This is a genomic window from Pseudoalteromonas sp. NSLLW24, assembly GCF_015864725.1.
Lineage (GTDB): Bacteria > Pseudomonadota > Gammaproteobacteria > Enterobacterales > Alteromonadaceae > Pseudoalteromonas > Pseudoalteromonas arctica.
This window is the reverse complement of the sequence record NZ_JADYWQ010000001.1, coordinates 38,692-58,447: the sequence shown is the minus strand read 5'-3', so window position 1 is coordinate 58,447 and position 19,756 is coordinate 38,692. Positions and strand designations below refer to the sequence as shown.

The 19,756-nt window shown below is 38.5% G+C and carries 16 protein-coding genes and 3 tRNA genes; 2 read left to right on the top strand and 17 right to left on the bottom strand.

Going from position 1 to position 19,756, the window contains the following annotated elements; all coding sequences use genetic code 11:
* Positions 1-44 precede the first annotated feature (44 nt).
* Both I6E72_RS00255 and I6E72_RS00250 read right to left on the bottom strand, forming a co-directional pair.
* A complete protein-coding gene (locus I6E72_RS00255; RefSeq protein WP_197110740.1) occupies positions 45-914 on the bottom strand; it encodes an alpha/beta fold hydrolase in 870 nt (289 codons plus the stop codon).
* A 107-nt stretch (positions 915-1,021) separates the two neighbouring features.
* Entirely contained in the window at positions 1,022-2,347 is a 1,326-nt protein-coding gene (locus I6E72_RS00250; RefSeq protein ID WP_169043456.1) for an OprD family outer membrane porin, read from the bottom strand.
* A 658-nt stretch (positions 2,348-3,005) separates the two neighbouring features.
* On the opposite strand from I6E72_RS00250, the gene I6E72_RS00245 reads away from it, so the two are divergent.
* Positions 3,006-5,684, top strand: a complete 2,679-nt coding sequence (locus tag I6E72_RS00245; RefSeq protein WP_197110739.1) for a CHASE domain-containing protein — start codon at positions 3,006-3,008, stop codon at positions 5,682-5,684.
* A 70-nt stretch (positions 5,685-5,754) separates the two neighbouring features.
* Here the strand turns inward: I6E72_RS00245 and I6E72_RS00240 are convergent.
* The 15 genes from I6E72_RS00240 to I6E72_RS00170 form a co-directional block, all read right to left on the bottom strand.
* Positions 5,755-5,844, bottom strand: a tRNA-Ser gene (locus I6E72_RS00240).
* Positions 5,845-6,019: 175 nt separating this feature from the next.
* On the bottom strand, positions 6,020-7,060 hold the full coding sequence (gene nadA / locus I6E72_RS00235) for a quinolinate synthase NadA (RefSeq protein ID WP_010554042.1): 1,041 nt from the start codon (positions 7,058-7,060) through the stop codon (positions 6,020-6,022).
* A gap of 141 nt (positions 7,061-7,201) precedes the next feature.
* Positions 7,202-7,277, bottom strand: a tRNA-Lys gene (locus I6E72_RS00230).
* A 63-nt stretch (positions 7,278-7,340) separates the two neighbouring features.
* Positions 7,341-7,416: transfer RNA gene (locus I6E72_RS00225), tRNA-Lys, on the bottom strand.
* Positions 7,417-7,642: 226 nt separating this feature from the next.
* Entirely contained in the window at positions 7,643-8,392 is a 750-nt protein-coding gene (gene ybgF, locus I6E72_RS00220) for a tol-pal system protein YbgF (protein ID WP_024590479.1), read from the bottom strand.
* A 13-nt stretch (positions 8,393-8,405) separates the two neighbouring features.
* Positions 8,406-8,948, bottom strand: coding sequence for a peptidoglycan-associated lipoprotein Pal (pal, locus tag I6E72_RS00215; RefSeq protein ID WP_007580392.1), 543 nt, complete (start codon positions 8,946-8,948; stop codon positions 8,406-8,408).
* Between the two features lie 34 nt (positions 8,949-8,982).
* A complete protein-coding gene (tolB, locus tag I6E72_RS00210) occupies positions 8,983-10,341 on the bottom strand; it encodes a Tol-Pal system beta propeller repeat protein TolB (protein ID WP_101163332.1) in 1,359 nt (452 codons plus the stop codon).
* Between the two features lie 9 nt (positions 10,342-10,350).
* Positions 10,351-11,277: a cell envelope integrity protein TolA gene (tolA, locus tag I6E72_RS00205; protein ID WP_007580388.1), complete on the bottom strand. Its 927-nt coding sequence runs from the start codon at positions 11,275-11,277 to the stop codon at positions 10,351-10,353.
* Between the two features lie 4 nt (positions 11,278-11,281).
* Positions 11,282-11,710 carry a protein TolR gene (gene tolR, locus I6E72_RS00200; RefSeq protein ID WP_007580386.1) on the bottom strand — a complete coding sequence of 143 codons (429 nt, stop codon included), beginning with the start codon at positions 11,708-11,710 and terminating at the stop codon, positions 11,282-11,284.
* Positions 11,697-12,401: a protein TolQ gene (tolQ, locus tag I6E72_RS00195; protein ID WP_007580384.1), complete on the bottom strand. Its 705-nt coding sequence runs from the start codon at positions 12,399-12,401 to the stop codon at positions 11,697-11,699. The genes tolR and tolQ overlap by 14 nt, the downstream gene beginning before the upstream one ends.
* A 1,142-nt stretch (positions 12,402-13,543) precedes the next feature.
* Entirely contained in the window at positions 13,544-14,551 is a 1,008-nt protein-coding gene (ruvB, locus tag I6E72_RS00190) for a Holliday junction branch migration DNA helicase RuvB (RefSeq protein WP_007580382.1), read from the bottom strand.
* 7 nt (positions 14,552-14,558) lie between these two features.
* Complete coding sequence (ruvA, locus tag I6E72_RS00185) at positions 14,559-15,176, bottom strand: Holliday junction branch migration protein RuvA (RefSeq protein ID WP_002960647.1); 618 nt, start codon at positions 15,174-15,176, stop codon at positions 14,559-14,561.
* Positions 15,177-15,178: 2 nt separating this feature from the next.
* On the bottom strand, positions 15,179-15,703 hold the full coding sequence (gene ruvC, locus I6E72_RS00180) for a crossover junction endodeoxyribonuclease RuvC (RefSeq protein ID WP_024612128.1): 525 nt from the start codon (positions 15,701-15,703) through the stop codon (positions 15,179-15,181).
* Positions 15,704-15,833: 130 nt separating this feature from the next.
* Positions 15,834-18,335 (bottom strand): ABC transporter permease, encoded by a 2,502-nt coding sequence (locus tag I6E72_RS00175; protein WP_197110738.1) that lies wholly within the window; start codon positions 18,333-18,335, stop codon positions 15,834-15,836.
* The gene (locus I6E72_RS00170) at positions 18,325-19,038 is read right to left on the bottom strand and encodes an ABC transporter ATP-binding protein (protein WP_008137049.1); all 714 of its coding nucleotides are present in this window, start codon (positions 19,036-19,038) and stop codon (positions 18,325-18,327) included. The genes I6E72_RS00175 and I6E72_RS00170 overlap by 11 nt, the downstream gene beginning before the upstream one ends.
* On the opposite strand from I6E72_RS00170, the gene I6E72_RS00165 reads away from it, so the two are divergent.
* Positions 19,039-19,662: an arylesterase gene (locus tag I6E72_RS00165; protein ID WP_197110737.1), complete on the top strand. Its 624-nt coding sequence runs from the start codon at positions 19,039-19,041 to the stop codon at positions 19,660-19,662.
* Positions 19,663-19,756 lie beyond the last annotated feature (94 nt).

Here is a 19,756-nt window from a genome sequence, read left to right as displayed (position 1 = left end):
TTCTAAAATTTATAAACGCGGCACTTAATTTAGTAGCCGCGTTTTTATTGGCAATATCTAAAATTCAAATAAGCCTGTGTAATTGCATCTGGATTTTCTACTTGCGGATAATGCCCAAGCTCTACAAACTCTTGTACGCGCGCATTGGGAATAAGCTTTTTATAGTGCTCAATCATATGCTTACCAGAGATGGGGTCTTCTGCGCCTGCTATAAACGTAAGTGGTATATTGCTATTTATGATGGCACCAACCCAGCGTGCTCGGTTTTGCTGCCTCTGCTTTATATAACTAATGAGTTTGGGCATTACGGCTAAGCCATCTTTATAAACTAGCAGCTCCCAAAGTGTGTCTACCACTTGTTTTGAAGGCGGTGTACTTTTACCAAAAATAGTAAGTAGATTATTGGCAAATTTTTGTTTATTCATTAATTTTGGCACTATCCAACCTAGCTTTGAAAGTAAAAGCTTTTGTATAAATAAGGGTTTATGCACCTCAGGAAATAACCCACCATTTAAAAAGCACACACTGTTTATTTTAAAGTCACTTTGGCTAACGACTTGCCTTGCTAATAACTCTTGAGCCACAGTATCGCCATAGTCATGAGCTAAAATATGTATATCATTAATATTTAACGTTTTTAAAAATTGAGTATATAAGTCGGCTTGTTCAGTAATTTTATAGCCTGCATTTTTAGGTTTATCTGACAAACCAAAACCTAGCATATCGAGTGTAATTACAAAATAATGTTCACTAAGGGTTTGCCACATACCTTCCCAGTCCCAACTAGCACTTGGAAAGCCATGTATTAAAAGCAGCGCAGGCTTAGTTATATCACCAGCTGTTTTAGTAAAAATTTGATGGCCACTAATTTGAGTAAATTGACCCTGTGATTGCCACTGTTGAAGAGAAAACATATATTAGCTTAATTTTTATTATTGATTTGTTAGTTTTATCATAAAGATAATGAAAAAAGGAAACAAAACCAATGCATAAAATTTGCATTGGCTTATTAAAAGTCATGTTAAAATTTAATAGTGTAATCTACATAAACTCGATGGTCAGCTCTATCGCCTTTAACACCATCAACACTGCCTGATTTTTCGGTTGTATAATCTACAAATAACCAACGTAAGCTTAAGCCTTTTATTTTCTCAACTTTATAGCGAGTATCTACAGCCCAATATTTTTCGTCGGCTGTACCACCTAACTTACCCAATGCAGAGTTTTCAGCATCGCTGCCGTCTGTGTAGTAAAATTTAGTTGTTAAGCCAGGCGATACTGCTTTCAAATCAATTCCTAAACGAGCTTGCCATGATGTTTCATTTTGGTTTGTTAAATCGGCACCAATTAATGAGCGAGTTGGAAATGGGTTTGTACCATGGTCGCCACTGAAATTATCTTCAATCCAAGCATCACTTACTTTAGTAAATGCCGCACCTACACTCCAAATATCTTTTTTCCAATCAGCATCTAGGTAATAGGCAAATCCATCGTTTTCACTTTTAGTTAAACCTGTTAATGCACCAGATGTATCTTCATCATCTAAATCTCCGCCCTCTGCGCCTGTTACAAATAAATCACCATCATCTTGTGAGGTAAATATGCCAGTTGAAAGGGTTAACTTACTTTGCTCAAGCTTAATGTCGTAACTGATTTTTAATCCGATTTTACTTAAATAATTGTGCGAATTTAAATATTCAGCCTCTAATATTAGATTGTCTTTTTTATGCGTAGCACCTACGCCCCAAATTACGCTAATAGCACCAGTTGCCGATTGATCGGTAGAAAAGTCTTCCCATCTATCATCGTGTCGACGGCTCCATTTATCGTAAACGTAACCGTATAATTTAGTGTTACCAATTTTGTAATCGCCAAAAACGCCTCTAAAAGTATTAGGAATAGCCCGACTCCCAGAGCTTTTAAGCAACATACTTTTGGTTTTTTGCCCGCCCACTTTAACGTGACCGTTGTTGCCCAATTTAAAATCTAAAAAATATTGCCCAAATTTAGAAAAGCTATCGTCAACTCCACCGCTCTCATTACCTGCTGGCAAAATATTACCTGCGGCTGAACCCGTAGAATTAATATCCATCACGGTGTAAGTCGATACACCCACACTCACTAAATCGTTTATATAACCCGATGTGTAATTGAGCTCTATACCTTGAGCAAAAGTTGAATCGTCACTTGCGTCGTTATCGTAGTCGCGGTCAAAATAAATTGATCTAAGTTTTATATTAAATTCATCTTGTTCTGTCAGCCCATTAACAGCGGCATACGAAGGAATAGAAATACATGTTAATACTGCGCCTGTTGCCGCAAGTAATTTAGATACTCGGTGAGCCATAGTTATCTCCGTTACCTTGTTTTGTTTAAGTTTTCACTGTGCAGTGCATAGCAGCGTGTATTTTTTCGACCTACACGGCAAACAAGTCATAAGGTAATTACATTTTAAGTAATCACGTTTTCTTTCACGCTACTAAAATATAGAACAATATAAGTTTTTAATGTTTTAATTTTCATATTATAAAATATTAAGTGTTTGTTTTGTTTCGGATGAATTATAAAAGTAAGGTGAGCATCGTCTCTTGCTCGCTCGAACCTATACCGATAGTTCCCTTTAAAAGCGTCATAATATTGGTTAAATTTTACTTTATTTAAACTTAACAAAGTAAAGTTATAAGCAAAAACTAAAAGCTATCCGTTGTTTTTTGAGCACCTAATATTCACTAAAAAATCGATAAATATAAAAATCAGCACCTTTAGCTAATACTTTTGTTGTTCGCTATAAAGTAGCAAAAAACATAAAAATTATTATATTTATATACATGTTCGTCTTATCTTGGTGAGTAAAATCAACTTTTTATATTACATCCACTCTAAACCTTTATAAAATATATATATTCTAATTAATAACAAAGTTGTATCCTGAATAATAAGTGCTATATTTATTTCGATGATAAAACAGATATACTGTCAGTATATTAATAATAAAGGATGAGTTAATGTTTTCAGGACGACCGGTTAGTAAAAGGTTATTAATCTCGGTGCTTACTCATGCTATTTTTTTCATCAGTGGTATTGTATTAACTTACTTTGCCCACGCTGCACATCAAGATGCTGTTAATAACAAAATAAATGAAGCCCTCAACAACCGCCTTTCTTCACTCTCAACAGGCGTTACTAGCAGATTCGCCTTATATAAATATGGGCTATACGGCTTAAAAGGATTTATACACGGCATTGGCGTTAATAATTTAAGCTACCAAACAATTTCTAATTACTCTAACAGTCGCAACTACGCCCAAGAATTCCCTGGAGCAAATGGTATTGGTTTTATAAGAAAAGTGAATGCCGAAAACTTAGCTCAATTCTTAAAAACTGCAAAATCCGATCGACCTAACCAAATATTCAAACTAAATAAACTAGCTAACGAAAGTGATGAGCACTTTATTATTCAGTATATATTTCCTGAGCAAAGTAATTCACGGGCTCTAGGACTCGATATTGCATCGGAAAGTACACGTAAAAAAGCAGCATTAAATTCTGCAATTAATAACCAAGTTCAATTATCGGCGCCAATTACGTTAATCCAAGCGGATAACAAATCGAAACAAGGCTTTTTAATTTTACTACCAGTTTATAAAAATATTATTATTCCAACTGATAAAATCCAGCGTTTAGAGCAATTAATTGGATGGACTTACTCCCCTTTATTAATAGACAATATTTTAGACTCTCTTTCCCAAGCTGATGAAAATAAGCTAGTCATTAGCGACATAGGTAACAACGTTAAAACTGACTTTTTTAGCTACGGCATTAAAAGCAACTCGGCTGATTATCAGTTAAATAAAGTAATTAAAGTGATGGGAAGAACATGGGAAATCACACTTAGTGCTTCAGACACATTTATTGAATCACTACACTTACCGAGTAAATATCAAGCTATTGTCAATGGTGTTTTTTATACCCTTATTTGTATGTTTATAACTTTAATAATTCAGCTGTTTTTTTACCGTAGAGCACAAAGAACACAGCGAAGAATTATCAAAGCTAAACAAAATAAGCATATGCTGCAGCAAACAAATTTAAAATTAGAAAAAGAAGTAAAATTACGTACTAAAGAAATTGCCGATATAAGTATGCTTCAACAAAGTATTTTAAACAGTGCCAGTTACTCTATTATTGCGACCGACATAAATGGCTTAATTACTTTGTTTAATCCCGCCTCTGAAAAGTTATTAGGCTATAAAGCGCAAGACGTTATTGGAATTGAAAATCCGGGTATTTTTCATTTAAAAGAAGAAATTATAAAAAAAGCCAAACAGCTTAGTGCAGAGTTAAATGAACCTGTTTTCCCTGGTTTTGAAGTGTTTATCTTAAAAGCAACTGCTACAGAGCCTGATATCAATCAGTGGACATACATTTCTTCTACAGGCGAGCACATACAAGTTAATATAAGTGTTACCTCTTTATTAAATAACGAAAATGAAATTGTTGGCTATTTGGGTGTAGCATACGATTTGACCGAACAAATTAATCACGAACAAGCTCTCGGACATGCTAAAGAATTAGCTGAACAAGCATCACAAGCTAAATCTGAATTTTTAGCAAATATGAGTCACGAAATACGCACACCTATGAATGGCATACTAGGTACATTACAGTTACTGCAAGAGCAGCCATTGAATGAAAAATCAAAAGAGTATTTAAAAAAATCACTTTATTCGACCCGCTCACTCACCACTATTATTAATGATATCCTCGACTTTTCTAAAATTGAAGCTGGGAAGCTTTCATTAGAATATAAATCATTCGACCTTTTTGAACTTATTCACCACTTAGAGTCTGATCTTGGCCTGCAAGCCAGTGATAAAAATATATACCTTAAATTTATAATTAATATTGAGCATAAGTACTGGGTGGGCGACCCCGTTAGACTCAGACAGATATTTTTAAACCTAATATCTAATGCGATTAAGTTTACGTCGCAGGGTGGCGTTACAGTAACGTTTAGGCTAACCGACGAAAACAAAATATGTTGTTGTATATCAGACACCGGAATTGGAATTTCTGAGCAGGCTATAGAGCGATTGTTTGAGCGCTTTGAACAAGCAGAGCAATCAACTACGCGTGAATATGGCGGTACAGGTCTTGGCTTACCTATTACTAAATCATTAATAGGTTTAATGAGTGGCGAAATTAAAGTAACAAGCCAATTAGATTCAGGTAGTCAGTTTTATGTGTACTTACCATTAAAACAAGCACAGATTGATGAAAGCACATTAATAACAAAAAATGTTGAGCTTCCTGACCTATCTGGAAAAACTATTTTATTAGCTGAAGATAATAAAATAAATCAGCTTGTTGCATCTGCGATGCTTGAGCCTACAAAAGCCAGCATTATTATTGCCAACAATGGGTTAGAAGCAATCTCATTATACGAGTCACACAAGCCAGACATCATTTTTATGGACATTCAAATGCCTAAAATGGATGGTCTTCAGGCATGTAAAAAAATTAAGGCGCTTAATAGCGAACAAATTGTTATCGCATTAACCGCTAATGTTTTTACAGAGCAAAAAGAAATATACAGGCAGTTATTTGATGGTTACGTTTCAAAGCCAATTGAAAAACATGAACTTGTAGGCATGTTATCAACACTCTATTTAGTTAATAGTTAGTCATTGCGAAGGCATTAAAAAACCCAGTTACTAATACCTTTCAATATTAGTAACTGGGTTCTAAGAATAATGGTGGAGGGAGAGGGATTCGAACCCTCGTTAGGGATAAACCTAAACACACTTTCCAGGCGTGCGCCTTCAGCCACTCAGCCATCCCTCCACAGTGCTGCAATTGTGTAATGCAACAGCGCGCTATAGTATGAAATAGACCCTTAAGGTGCAAGGCATTTTTAAATATGAGCCTTTAAATGCTTACTAATCAAGCAACACATACCTATAGGCACAAAAAAACGGCTAAATCTAAGACCTAACCGTTTTAATTTATACTTTTAAAATTACTTAGCCATGCTCGCAGTAAATTCAAGCATGCGATTAAGCGACTTAAGTGCGCCTTCGCGTAAACCCATATCAACGAATACTTCTTTACCTTTAGGGCTTATGAGGGCTTCCTCAATCGCTTTTAAGCCATTCATTGCCATCCAAGGGCAATGTGCGCAACTTTTACATGAAGCGCCCTCACCTGCCGTTGGAGCCGCAAAAAACTCTTTATCTGGACATAGTTGCTGCATTTTATAAAAGATCCCGCGATCGGTTGCTACAATAAACTTTTTATTGTCCATTGTTTGCGCAGCTTTAATTAATTGGCTCGTAGATCCAACCGAATCGGCAAGTGCAACAATTTCTGCTGGTGACTCAGGATGAACTAATACGCCTGCATCTGGGTGTAGCGCCTTCATATCTTTTAAGGCTTTAGTTTTAAATTCGTCATGTACGATACATGCACCATTCCACATAAGCATATCAGCACCGGTATTTTTTTGAATATAACTACCAAGGTGCTTATCTGGGCCCCAAATGATTTTTTCGCCTTGCTCATCAAGGTGCTCTACTATTTCAAGTGCACATGATGAGGTTACAATCCAATCTGCACGTGCTTTAACAGCCGTAGAGGTGTTTGCATACACAACCACTTTACGGTCAGGGTGCTCATCACAAAACGCTGAGAACTCGTCTATCGGGCAACCAATATCTAGCGAACACGTCGCTTCAAGCGTTGGCATTACAACCGTTTTATTTGGTGTTAAAATTTTGGCTGTTTCGCCCATAAATTTCACGCCCGCGACGATGATCATATCTGCATCGTGACGTGCACCAAAACGTGCCATTTCTAGCGAATCGGCAACGCAGCCGCCGGTTTCTTCTGCAAGTGCTTGAATTTCAGGATCGGTATAATAATGTGCAACAAGTACTGCATTTTTATCTTTTAGTAATTGTTTTATACGCGCTTTATATTCGCCTTGCTCGTCATTTGTTAACGGTGCTGGCTTAGGGGGGAAAATATAACCTTCAGGCATAATAGTTTGAGCTAGACTCATGTTCTCGACCACTTATCTACAGTGCATTAATTAGGGCGAATTATACGAGAATATAAACATAAATAACAGCAAACTAGTTAAGCTGTTTATAAAAAATAGAATGGGAATTTAAAAAAGAATATAAAGGAAAGCATTAGAGAGTGGTGGGTCATGATGGATTTGAACCATCGACCAATTGATTAAAAGTCAACTGCTCTACCAACTGAGCTAATGACCCGCTCTAATATAAATCTGCTTTGTAAAAAGCTGCGTAAATCCGCCGATTAAAACTTTCAAAGAATGGTGGGTTATGATGGATTTGAACCATCGACCAATTGATTAAAAGTCAACTGCTCTACCAACTGAGCTAATAACCCGCTCTTTTTGTCGCATTTCGAGTGGGGTAACCATTCGTTTGCTGCGGGCGCTTATAATACTTATTTATAAAATGAGTGCAACCGAAATTGTCTCTTTTTTTAAGTTTTTATGTCTAGATGCACAAAATTAAACCGTTTGTGCTCAAACTACATGCAAATCCAAGATTCTTCGAGAGTTTCCATGTAGTTTGCTCGCCCTAACTAGAAATTTAATCGCTAGTGAACTTTAGTTTCCTAAACGATCAGTTGCTAGTTTTGCAGCGGTTGTACTTGGGTATTGATTGATAAGATCGCTCAATATTTTTTGCGCTTGCGCCGCTGAACCTTGATCTTGTAAAAGTGTGCCTAACTTTAGCATCGCATCTGGGCGTTTATTAGAATTTGGAAATTCGTTCACAACGACTTTAAAGTGCTCTACTGCTTTTACACCATCATTTTTAATAGTAAGCAACTGCCCTAACCAATAATGCGCATTAGACGCATAGACAGAGTTTGGGTAGGTAGTTAAAAACGTTTGAAATTCAGGAATCGCTTGGTCATAGCGTTTATCTTTCATTATTAACGCAACAGCGCGCTCATAGGCTTCGTTTTCAGATAAGTCACTGCTATAGGTCTGTGCATTGCTTTGTTGCGTGTAATCAGTTGCGGGAGCTGCTGCTGGCTGTGTATAAGCCTGGCTCACGCGGTTTTCAATCTCTTGATACAACTCACGCTGACGCTGCAGTACTTTTTCAAGCTTGTAGCTTTGCTCTTCGGTTACACCTCGAATTTGGCTTACTTCGTCTTGTAACAAGTTAAGCTGTTGCTGTAACTCAACTTGCAAAAAGTTACGCTGTTGCATCATATTCTCAAGCGACGCTAATCGCTTCTCAATACTTGATTGTGAACTCGCAGCTTCTGAAACAGGAGCGGGAGCAGCCATTAACTGGGTGCTCCCGCTCAATATCATGGCTGCCAAAATAATTTTCGGCTTCATAATATCTCTTATCTTAGTAAACTAGTACCGCACGGCGGTTTTTAGCGAAAGCTGATTCAGTGCGAGACTTAACCATTGGCTTCTCTTCACCGTAGCTTACCACTGACATTTGGCTAGCTGAAACACCTAAGCTTAATAAGTATTTTTCAACTGCTTGGCCACGGTGCTCACCTAGTGCAATATTGTACTCTGGAGTACCGCGCTCATCTGCATGGCCTTCAATTAATACTTTAACTGATGAGTTTTGAACTAAAAACTCAGCATGTGCACGAAGTAAGTCTGCGTACTTGCTTTCAACTGTCGCAGTATCAAAATCAAAGTAGATTACTTGCTCTTGACGAAGTGCTTCGTACTTTTGACGAAGTTGCTCTTCTGCTTGTTGCTCAGGAGAAATTGTAGCAACTTCAACCGTATCAGTGTTAGTTGATTGCTCAACAACGCCTTGATTTGATTGGTTTGCAGCACCTTCATCAATATCTGAAGATGAGCTACAAGCTGCTAATGTCATTACTGGCACAGCAATTAGCAGGCCTTTAAGTATTTTGTTAAGTTTCATTGAGTAGATTCCTATTTTGAGTAAACCAGTAATATTACTGTAAGTATGGCGACCAAGCTGGTGCCTTTACTTGTCCGTCTAGCACAGGTAACCGTGCCTTAAAGCGGCCGTCCATCGATACTAGCGCAAGTACCTGTTTATTATTATGAAGCGTGCTATATATAATCATCGAACCATTTGGCGCTATGCTCGGTGATTCATCTAGACGTGTTCTCGTTAATACTTGGAACGCGCCTGTAGCCAGCTCTTTCTTAGCAAGATGGTACTGCCCGTTGGTACGGTTAACCATCACTAATTCTTTTCCATCTGGTGTTATTGAACCAGCAAGATTCATATCACCATCAAAGGTGAGTCGTTGTGACCTACCTGTTTTTAAATTTAACTTATAAATCTGAGCATTACCACCCCTTTCAGATGTAAACACAATATCTTGACCATTAGGGTGCCAAGATGGCTCAGTATCTATGCTACGGTGATTTGTTAAGCGTGTTTCTTTACGTGTAGCTAGGTCAAGCATGTAAACTTCTGTTGCACCCGTCTTGTCCTTAGAAAGCACTAACAATAGCTTTTTACCATCTGGCGAAAACTGCGGTGCACCATTAATACCACGGTAGCTTGCTATTATTTCGCGTTTACCTGTGTATATATCTTGAATGTAAATTTGGCTTTGACGGTTTTCAAACGTTACATACGCTAACTTAGTACCATCTGGTGACCACGCTGGCGACATTAAAGGCTCTTTTGAGCGAAGTAATACTTGCTCATTAAATCCGTCATAATCTGCAACAACTAACTGATAAGGCTTATCATCATTATCACGTACTATTACATAGGCAATTTTAGTTAAAAATGCGCCTTTTTCACCAGTCAATCTTTCATAAATAACGTCACTGATTCGATGAGAGTAACGGCGAAAACCACTTTCACCAATAACACTTTCACGCGCTTCCAAAATATGATCTTGGCTTTTAACTAGCTTACCATTACTCATCATTTGTGTGTTGCCACCGGTAATTTGGCCGCGGATCACGTCAACTAACTCATAACGCACTAAGTAACGCCCATCAGTTTGCTGCTCAACTTCGCCCACTAATATCGCTTCCACACCTTTATTAACCCAAGATGCGTAATCAATTTCGCTATCTTTGGTTGGCTGTTGTGGCATCTGCGCTACATCTACAGGTTTAAATTTACCACTGCGCATTAAATCGGCAGCAATAACACTGCTTAATTTTTCAGGGATCGGGCCAACACCTTGGTACTTAAAAGGTACTATAGCAATGGGCCTTGCACCGTCTACACCCTCAGTTATTACAATTTCAAGTGCTGCATTAGCAACACCCACAAACCCAAACAGTAAAACTAAACAGGCTATTTTTATTTTGTTGAACATATCATTCCTTTAAAATTCTGGCTTGATTGTTAAATTAATATTCTTAAGTTGTTCGAATACGTCTTTATCTTTAGATACCGGTAATGTGTCGGCCATGCGCACTGCTCTTAATGCAGCTTCACATACCAACTTATCGCCACCTAATGATTTAACTTGCGTTACTAAACCATTAAAACCTAAACGAATATTTACTCGGCACTGTTGGTTTTTCATTTTTTCATCAATCAATAAGTTTTGCTGAATACGCGCCATAATTAATGCACGGTACTTATCAACTTCGCTTACCACTTGTTGTTGACGTATTTTACTACGGGCAGCCTGCTCTTTGGCAAGTTGCTCTTGTAACATTTGCTCTTGCATTGCTTGCTGGCGTTTACGTTCTGCCTCGGCTGCACGCTCTTTTGCTTCTTCTTCACGTTTTTTACGTTCAGCTTCTGCTTTTTTAAGTGCGTCTTCTTCGGTTTTACGCTTATCAGCAGCAGCTTTTGCTGCACTTTCAGCTTCTTGCTTTTGCTTTTCGGCTTGCTTAGCTTTAGCGCGCTCTTTTTGCTCAATGGCACGTGCTTTTTTAGCTTGTGCTTGCGCCTCGGCTGTTTCTTTTTCTTTAGCTTTACGTTCTTGCTCTAGCTTTTTAATATGCCTAGATTCAGATTCGCGTTGCTTACGTGCATTGGCCGCTCTGCGTTCTAAATCGCGGATACGTTTGTCTTCAGCACTTTTTTTATCTTTTTCTTTCTTTTGAAGTTCAGCAATTTTTTGCTCAACTTGTTTTTGATCAACTGTAACGGCTGATACTGCTTTATCTGGCGTAGGTATAGCCGAATTAAGCGTTACCTCCATTACTTTAGGTGCTGGCGGATGAATGTTTGCAGACGCATACAAAAAACCACCAATTCCTAAATGAAGTACTATCGATTTTACTACTGAACTATTCATACAGCTACTTCCCCTCAAAGGATTCAGTCATTAATCCTACTGATGGTACGCCTGCATTTTTCAAAAAATCCATTAGTAATAATACTTCTTGATACGACACCTTACCCGAGCCTTTAATCATAACTGGCACGTCAGGGTTTTTCATTAACTGTAATTTTATAACCGCAGCAACATCAAGTGCTTCCATAGGCTCTTCAGGATCAGTACCTACGCTTACATAATATTTACCCTCTGCATCAATTGAAGCAATAATGGGCGGAGTATCTTTAGTATCAACTAAATCAGACTCTTCCATTTTAGGTAAATCAACTTTTACACCGTGTGTAATAAGCGGTGCTGTTGCCATAAATATAATAAGTAATACCAACATTACATCAATGTAAGGTACTACATTAATTTCTGCGACCGGACGGCGCTTTTTACGCTGATACATTCGCTTGTGCCTCTATTTGTGTAGCTGCTTGACGGTGTAAAATATTAGCAAACTCTTCCATAAAGTTAATATAGTGAGACTCAAGCTTTTCAACACTGTTTGAAAAGCGGTTATAAGCAATAACGGCCGGAATTGCCGCGAATAAACCCATAGCAGTCGCAATAAGTGCCTCTGCTATACCGGGTGCTACCATTTGTAATGTAGCTTGCTTAACTTCACCTAGTGCAATAAAGGCATTCATAATACCCCACACTGTACCAAACAAACCGATGTACGGACTAATAGAACCTACCGTTGCTAAAAACGATAAGCTAGATTCAATTTTTTCAATTTCACGAGAAAGCGCAACACGCATAGAACGATGCGTCCCTTCCATAACAATACTCGCACTTTGAAATGTATTCTTTTTATGACGAGCAAACTCCTTAAAGCCTGAAGTAAATAAGGCTTCAATACCTTGAGACTGACCGCTGCGTGACGATATTTCGTTATACAATTTACTTAGATCAATACCAGACCAAAATTTTTGCTCAAATTTCTTAGCATTTGATAGTGCATCTGATATTGCTTTTTTACGCTGAAATATAATTGTCCACGACATTACAGACATGGCAACTAGCCCTAACATCACTAACTGAACAAGCAAGCTTGCTTCTAAAATTAGGTCTAAAAAATTAAGCCCTGATCCCACGTTAAACTCCTAAGTAATTTCAAAATACGGCAAATTGGTTAATTTGTGTAAATATGACCGTTTATACGGTCAAAAGTTGCATCTAGTGTATCTAGTCCATTTCAAGCTGACAACGGTATTGCTATGAATAGGCAACAAAAAACGTTAAAAAACAGCTTTAGTTGGCATTTCCCTTTGCCTCAGTATTTTATTTAATCTTTTAAATAAACTCGCTAACTATAAATATGCGTAAATATATAAGTAAAACGTCATAAAATGCGCCGTTTATTCAAAATAAGAGCATAAACACTCAAAACCTATAAGCCTTACCTTCACGTAACAGTAAAACTAATACCGAGCCACATCAAAAGAAATTACTTAAGCTAGAAATTTCATTAACTTATAAATTTAACGATTAATTAACGCGCAAGATTCAAACAACAATAAAATTCACCGAATTAGTTTTTCTAATCTGAAAATACAAATTTTCTAGTTTGAACAAAAAGATGATCTTACGTATTATTCTCCCATACCGAACTAGCGCACCGAATGAGATAGTTTCATTAAGCCAAGTTCTTAGTAATAGGATATTTTATCGTATTACATTGTTTTACTCTTTCTGGATAAAACCAAATTCAGTAAAACGTAGTTCCCTGGATTACTTCCTTCAACTTGTTGTTTGCCCGCATTTTTTGCGGGCTTTTTTTTGCCTGCAATTTGGTGCGCTACATATTTTATACCAACCTGCATAAATCTTTGATCAATTTAACGAATTAAATTGCACTATAACGTCGTTAAAAATTTTTTATTTAGAACAACTAGATACAAAAACTTTTGCCTAGTTCTAGCGTAATTTTCTTAACGTTAAGTAGACCCCATATATAAGCAGATTGGTATTATTTATAAACTAATAATTGCCCTACCTATTTTACAATAAGTAATCCGGTTACTAGTTTGAATGGTACGCAGGATAGCTTCGCGAGTCTTAACGCCCTGTGAATTAACAGTTAACTATAAAGCGTATAGGTATTTTGAAATAACATTTGCAACAGTGTGCTGAGGTTTTGGGTAAAATACCAGCCGTATAAATATTTGAAAGAAAGGGATACTAAGTCAATTACCTGCTGCGCAATAAACCACAGCAAGTAATGTATATGATGAGGCTAGTCTTTTTTAGGAAGTAAACCAAAGTGATGATATGCACTGTCAGACACTATTCGACCACGCGGAGTACGCTGAATAAATCCTTGCTGAATTAAAAACGGCTCTATTACATCTTCTATTGTTTCACGCTCTTCACCAATAGCTGCAGCTACATTGTCGAGCCCTACTGGGCCGCCCATAAATTTTTCAATTATGGCGAGTAAATATTTGCGATCCATATAATCAAAACCACTTTTATCTACGTCAATCATATCAAGCGCTTGCTTAGCTACTTCGGCATTTACTGTACCGTCAGATTTTACCTGTGTGTAATCGCGTACACGGCGTAATAAACGGTTTGCAATACGTGGTGTACCACGTGAACGTTGTGCAATTTCGGTTGCGCCATCATCACACATTTCTAAACCAAGATAATGTGCAGAGCGCCCTACTATGTGCGACAAATCTTCTACAGAATAAAACTCTAATCGCTGCACAATACCAAAACGGTCACGTAGTGGCGATGTTAGCGAGCCTGCTCGCGTAGTGGCACCAATAAGTGTAAATGCAGGTAAGTCTAATTTAATAGAACGCGCAGCTGGGCCTTCACCAATCATTATATCAAGCTGGTAGTCTTCCATTGCGGGATACAGTATTTCTTCAACTTGCGGGCTTAGCCTGTGTATTTCATCAATAAACAGTACATCGCCTTCTTCTAAATTAGTAAGTAACGCAGCTAAATCGCCTGCTTTTTCAAGTACAGGGCCGGATGTTGTTTTAATACTTACGTGTAATTCGTTGGCAACGATATTTGCAAGCGTGGTTTTACCAAGCCCTGGTGGGCCAAATATTAATAAATGATCGAGCGCTTCACCACGGGTTCGGGCAGCTTCAATAAAAATTTCCATTTGCTGCTTAACATGAGGCTGGCCTCTGTAGTCGGCTAAAAGTTTTGGTCTTATTGCACGATCTATAGAGTCTTCATTTGTTTTTTCAGTCGCATCAATTAAGCGATCCGCTTCAATCATGGGTTACTCACAACATTGATTTTAAAGATTCTCTAATAAGAACCTCAGTAGACATATCGGGTTTGCTTATCGATTTTACTGCTTTTTGAGCTTGTGGCAATTTATAACCTAATGCAAGCAGTGCCGATACGGCATCATCGGCTGCGTTATTAGCTATTGTCGCATCGCTCATTGGCTCTATTACTGCGCTGTCGCTAAATGGCGTAAATAAATCATTACCCCAATCTTTTAATCTGTCTTTCATTTCGAGTACTAAACGCTCGGCTGTTTTTTTACCTACACCCGGTAATTTAACTAGCGACGTTGAGTCTTCGTTATTTACACAGCTTACAAATTGCTTTGCCGACATGCCCGATAAAATAGCTAAGCCAAGTTTTGGCCCAACGCCATTTGCTTTTAATAGCTCTCTAAACAAGGCGCGTTCAACTTTATTATTAAAACCAAATAATAATTGAGCATCTTCACGCACTACAAAGTGGGTGTAAACAATCGCGTTTTCACCAATTTTTGGTAAATCGTAAAAACAGGTCATTGGCATTTGTACTTCGTAACCGACACCACTTACTTCGAGTAATATTTCTGGTGGCTGTTTTTCGACTAAAATACCATTTAAGCGGCCTATCATAGTTATTTCCTTAAACGTCCTCTAACGATTTTGCTTGCGCTACCCGCTAGTTTAATTAAATTTTGTTCTGAGTGAGCGTGGCAAATCGCAATAGCGAGTGCATCAGCTGCATCGGCCTGTGGCGTACCTGGTAGTTTTAAAATATTTTTTACCATGTGTTGCACTTGAGTTTTATCAGCGCCACCGTTACCTACTACTGCTTGCTTAATTTGCCTAGCTGAGTATTCAAATACGGGCAAGTCGGCCATTGCAGCACCTACAATAGCAGCGCCTCTAGCTTGGCCAAGCTTTAAAGCAGAATCGGGGTTATGCGCCATAAATACTTTTTCAATGGCAAAGGTTTCTGGCGAAAACTGCTCAATAAGCTGTGTAATGCCTTGATAGATCATTTTAAGCCTAACCGGAAAAGGATGATCGGCTAACTTAATACAACCACTGCCTAAGTATGTAAATTTAGAACCTTGGTGGGCAACAACGCCATATCCGGTCAAACGTGAACCAGGATCGATCCCTAAAATAATGGCCAAACAGCACTCCATTGTTATTATTTTTAAATTACGCTAATAATGCCAGAGCACTGTATAAATTACCAGTACAAAGAAAAACAAAAATGCCCACGTGTTAGGTGGGCATTTGAAGGAGCATGTTAGTTTAAGCTTACCCTAGGGCACGCACTAATCCTTGGGTATTTTGTTTAAGTGTTCGGGCAATCATTAAATAGCCTAAACCAGCCACAAATACACCGCCAGCTACCGGACCAATAATCCATATATGCGGATGTAACTTACCTGCTAAATCAAACATTTGTTGCTGCACAATTAAAAGCGCTATATCACTAAAAAATGCAGCAACTAAGCCAGCTAAACCGCCGAGTAATAAAAACTCGTACAAGGTCGCGTTTTTAATTAATCGGCTTTTAGCGCCAAGCGTTCGCAGTATGACAATTTCTTGCATACGCTCACCTAAACTAGCTTGCACTTGCGATATAAGTACAAGCGCGCCACACAGCACAACAATTGCAAGTACAAAGCCAATAGCGAGTGATACTTGCGAAATAGTTGTTTGTATTTGCTTAACAAAGTTATCAATATCAATCGCTGTAATAGTAGGGTAAGTACGCAATAACTGGCTAAAGTCACACTTTTGATCTGGATTTATACGTACCGACGAAATATACGTTGCCGGAAAATCTGCAAGTACATCTGGGCTTAAAATAATAAAAAAGTTAGGTTTAAGCGTGGCCCAATTAACTTTGCGCACACTGGTGATTTTAGCATCGAACGACTGCGAACCAATTAAAAATGTAAGCGTATCGCCTATCTCAACATCTAAACGCTCAAGCATCGACTCCTCTACTGAGGCTTCAGCCATCGCATTTTCACCAAACCACGTGCCTTGTGTTACTTCATTTTGGTCAGGCACATCTTTAAGCCATGTAAGATTTAGCTCGCGGCCAATACCTGCACGTGCTTCTTCGTCTTTTTTCTCGTTGTCTTGCAGCGATACTGAACGTGCTACCAACTCGCCATTCACCGCATTTACGCGCCCACGAATAGTGGGATAAAACTCTGATACTTGAATATCTTTTTGAGCTAAATATTCATTAATTGGCTCAAGCTCATTTTGCGTAATATTAACTAAAAACGCATTAGGCGCATCGGCAGGAAGTTGCGACTGCCAATCAGATATCATGTCGTTTTTAAGTACCACTAAAAACAGCAGTAATTTAATCGCTAACGAAAAACTAATTAACTGTACCGCGTTCACATTTGCACGCTTTTGAATAGATGCAATTGCAAGCGACCAACTGTTACCTGGCTTAAGCCCTAATTTTCGACCGCCACCAAATATTAATTTAGATATCAAAAACAACACACCAATTAGCGCAAGCGTTGAGGCAAACAAAATAAGCGTTATTTTTATGTTGTTACTAAATAACCACATTAATAAAAACACAGTTAGCGCACTCATGCCTAAATGCACACGACTTACTGCCAACTTGTCACCTAAGTTACGGCGCAGCACTCTAAGCGGTGGAATATCAAATAAATCAAATAACGGTTTAATAGAAAACATAACGGCACAAATTACGCCAGTACTTATAGCCACCAGCCAAGGTTTAAAGCCACCTAAAGGTAGCTCTGTGCCCATACTTTTTGATAAGTAACTTGTTGCTATTTCTTGCAAGCCATAACCAATTAACAGCCCAATACTTACCGCCATTGCACATACAAGCAATAAATGGAGCATGTATATTTTGCGGATCATTGAACGGCTACCGCCTAGCGTTTTCATCATCGCTACTGGGTCGTATTGGCGTTCACAATAACGTTTTGCTGAAACGGCTATAGCCACTGCGGCTAAAATAATACCTAATAGGCCGGCAAGTAATAAAAAGCTCTCTGCACGGTTTAAACTATTTGAAATAGGTGATTGACGGTCTTTAACGCCGTACCATTGTTGGTTTTCTTTCATTTGTGGTTTAAGCCACTCGTAAAAGCTATTTATATCGGCCTCACTACCTGCATAAAGTTGGCGATAATAAACACGACTACCTGGCTGCACAACTTCGGTTTTTGCCACATCGTCAATATTAATAAGCACGCGGCGGCTGCTCGAAAATACATTAAATGGCGCATCGGGCTCTTCTACAATAACTTTTGAAACATTAAATAATGCAGCGCCAAGCTCTACTTGCGCGCCTATATCAATATTTAGACTGTAAAATACTGATTCACTTAGCCACACATTACCAGGCGTTGGTCCGCTATTAGCAACCTTAGTTTCACCTGTTAAGGTATCTTTAACTTTTAACTGCCCTTTTAACGGGTACGCACTAGATGCCGCTTTTACCGAGCTAAACTGCATTTCATCATCGGCAAACAACATAGTGTCGAAGTACACCATTTGCGCCGTTTTTAAATTTTGGCTCTGTGCTTTAGTAATAAAAGCAGTGTCCAGAACATGGTCGCTTGCAAGTACACGGTCTGCTGCAATAAAAGCACTGCTTTTTTGCGCAATACTTTGCCCTATTCGCTCAGTAACCATAGACAGTGTAAGCACGGTTAAAACAGCAAGGGCGATAGCTGCGCTTATAACTGTTAGCTCACCACGGCGAAATTCTCGCGAAAATAACTTAAGCGCTAACTTAACCCACATTAGCAACGTCCTCTACTTGGCTTTTTACCAGTAAACCCGCTTCTATTTGAATAATGTGCTCACATTTTTGTGCAAGCCCTTCATCGTGAGTAACCAAAATAAGCGTAGTGCCGTGTTGCGTGTTTAAATCAAATAATAACGACTCAATCATTTTACCGTTTTTGCTGTCTAAGTTAGCCGAAGGCTCATCAGCAAACAATATTTTAGGTGTACCAATAAATGCTCGCGCAATAGCAACACGCTGTTGTTCACCGCCAGAGAGTTGCGACGGGTAATGATCAATTCGATGGCTCAAGCCTACTTTTTCAAGTAATGCAATTGCTTGCTCTTTTGCATCACTTTCGCCAGCAAGCTCTGCTGGTAGCATAACGTTTTCAAGTGCCGTTAAGCTTTGTACTAACATAAACGATTGAAACACAAATCCAATTTTAGCCGCGCGCAGTGCAGCACGCTCTTCTTCATCTAAATTGTGTAATGGCTCGCCATCTAAAAATATTTCGCCGCTGCTTGCGGTATCCAGCCCTGCTAATAAACTGAGTAACGTTGATTTACCAGAGCCCGACGTGCCAACAATAGCAACAGACTCGCCATGCTTGACATTAAAGCTGATGTCGCTGAGGATGGGCAGCTCACCTTCAAAGGTAGAGACTACTTTAGACAAACCATTAACCTGAATTATATTTAATTGAGAAAGCGCTGACATATGACTCATTCAATCCTTCGTTTAGTATTCATTTTATTTTTAGTTATCAAACCGCTGAGCGCAGCAGCCGACAACACGATTTTAATACTCGGTGACAGTTTAAGTGCAGCCTACGGACTTCAACAAGAAGAAGGCTGGGTAAAATTGTTACAAGATAAATACGATGACGAACAAACCGACATTGAACTTATCAACGCCAGTATTAGTGGCGAAACATCTGGTGGAGCCCTACGTCGTTTAGATGCATTGCTTGAGCAATACGAACCCACTCATGTACTTATTGAGCTAGGTGCTAATGACGGTTTACGTGGTTTTCCAGTCAAAAAAATGCAAACAAACTTAACGTCTCTTATTCAAAAAAGCCAAGCAGCTAATGCGATGACCGCCTTAATGGAGATTTACATTCCCCCTAATTACGGTCCGCGTTACAGCAAAATGTTTACAGACACTTTCTCACGCGTTAGCGAAGAAACAAATGCGCATTTAATGAACTTTTTTATGCTCGATGTTGCTGGTCAACCTGAGCTAATGCAAAACGATAGTTTACACCCTAACAAAAAAGCTCAGCCATTAATACGAGATGAGATGTATGACTCGATCAAAAAGTGGTTAAATAAAGACTAGCCAATTAATACACCGCAAGAGTGCCTTTTTAGGTCTCTTGCGTAATAAACACCCAAACAAACAATCGCTTATTGATTTTTAAAAAAATACACGT

Bases quoted from the DNA above. Each gene is read 5' to 3' on its own strand.
- pal (WP_007580392.1), bottom strand. From the start codon at position 8,948: ATGAAACTTAACAAAATACTTAAAGGCCTGCTAATTGCTGTGCCAGTA.
- tolR (WP_007580386.1), bottom strand. From the start codon at position 11,710: ATGTATCAGCGTAAAAAGCGCCGTCCGGTCGCAGAAATTAATGTAGTA.
- tolB (WP_101163332.1), bottom strand. From the start codon at position 10,341: ATGTTCAACAAAATAAAAATAGCCTGTTTAGTTTTACTGTTTGGGTTT.
- ruvB (WP_007580382.1), bottom strand. From the start codon at position 14,551: ATGATTGAAGCGGATCGCTTAATTGATGCGACTGAAAAAACAAATGAA.
- ruvA (WP_002960647.1), bottom strand. From the start codon at position 15,176: ATGATAGGCCGCTTAAATGGTATTTTAGTCGAAAAACAGCCACCAGAA.
- I6E72_RS00255 (WP_197110740.1), bottom strand. From the start codon at position 914: ATGTTTTCTCTTCAACAGTGGCAATCACAGGGTCAATTTACTCAAATT.
- I6E72_RS00245 (WP_197110739.1), top strand. From the start codon at position 3,006: ATGTTTTCAGGACGACCGGTTAGTAAAAGGTTATTAATCTCGGTGCTT.
- nadA (WP_010554042.1), bottom strand. From the start codon at position 7,060: ATGAGTCTAGCTCAAACTATTATGCCTGAAGGTTATATTTTCCCCCCT.
- tolA (WP_007580388.1), bottom strand. From the start codon at position 11,277: ATGAATAGTTCAGTAGTAAAATCGATAGTACTTCATTTAGGAATTGGT.
- I6E72_RS00175 (WP_197110738.1), bottom strand. From the start codon at position 18,335: ATGTGGGTTAAGTTAGCGCTTAAGTTATTTTCGCGAGAATTTCGCCGT.
- I6E72_RS00250 (WP_169043456.1), bottom strand. From the start codon at position 2,347: ATGGCTCACCGAGTATCTAAATTACTTGCGGCAACAGGCGCAGTATTA.
- I6E72_RS00170 (WP_008137049.1), bottom strand. From the start codon at position 19,038: ATGTCAGCGCTTTCTCAATTAAATATAATTCAGGTTAATGGTTTGTCT.
- ybgF (WP_024590479.1), bottom strand. From the start codon at position 8,392: ATGAAGCCGAAAATTATTTTGGCAGCCATGATATTGAGCGGGAGCACC.
- I6E72_RS00165 (WP_197110737.1), top strand. From the start codon at position 19,039: ATGACTCATTCAATCCTTCGTTTAGTATTCATTTTATTTTTAGTTATC.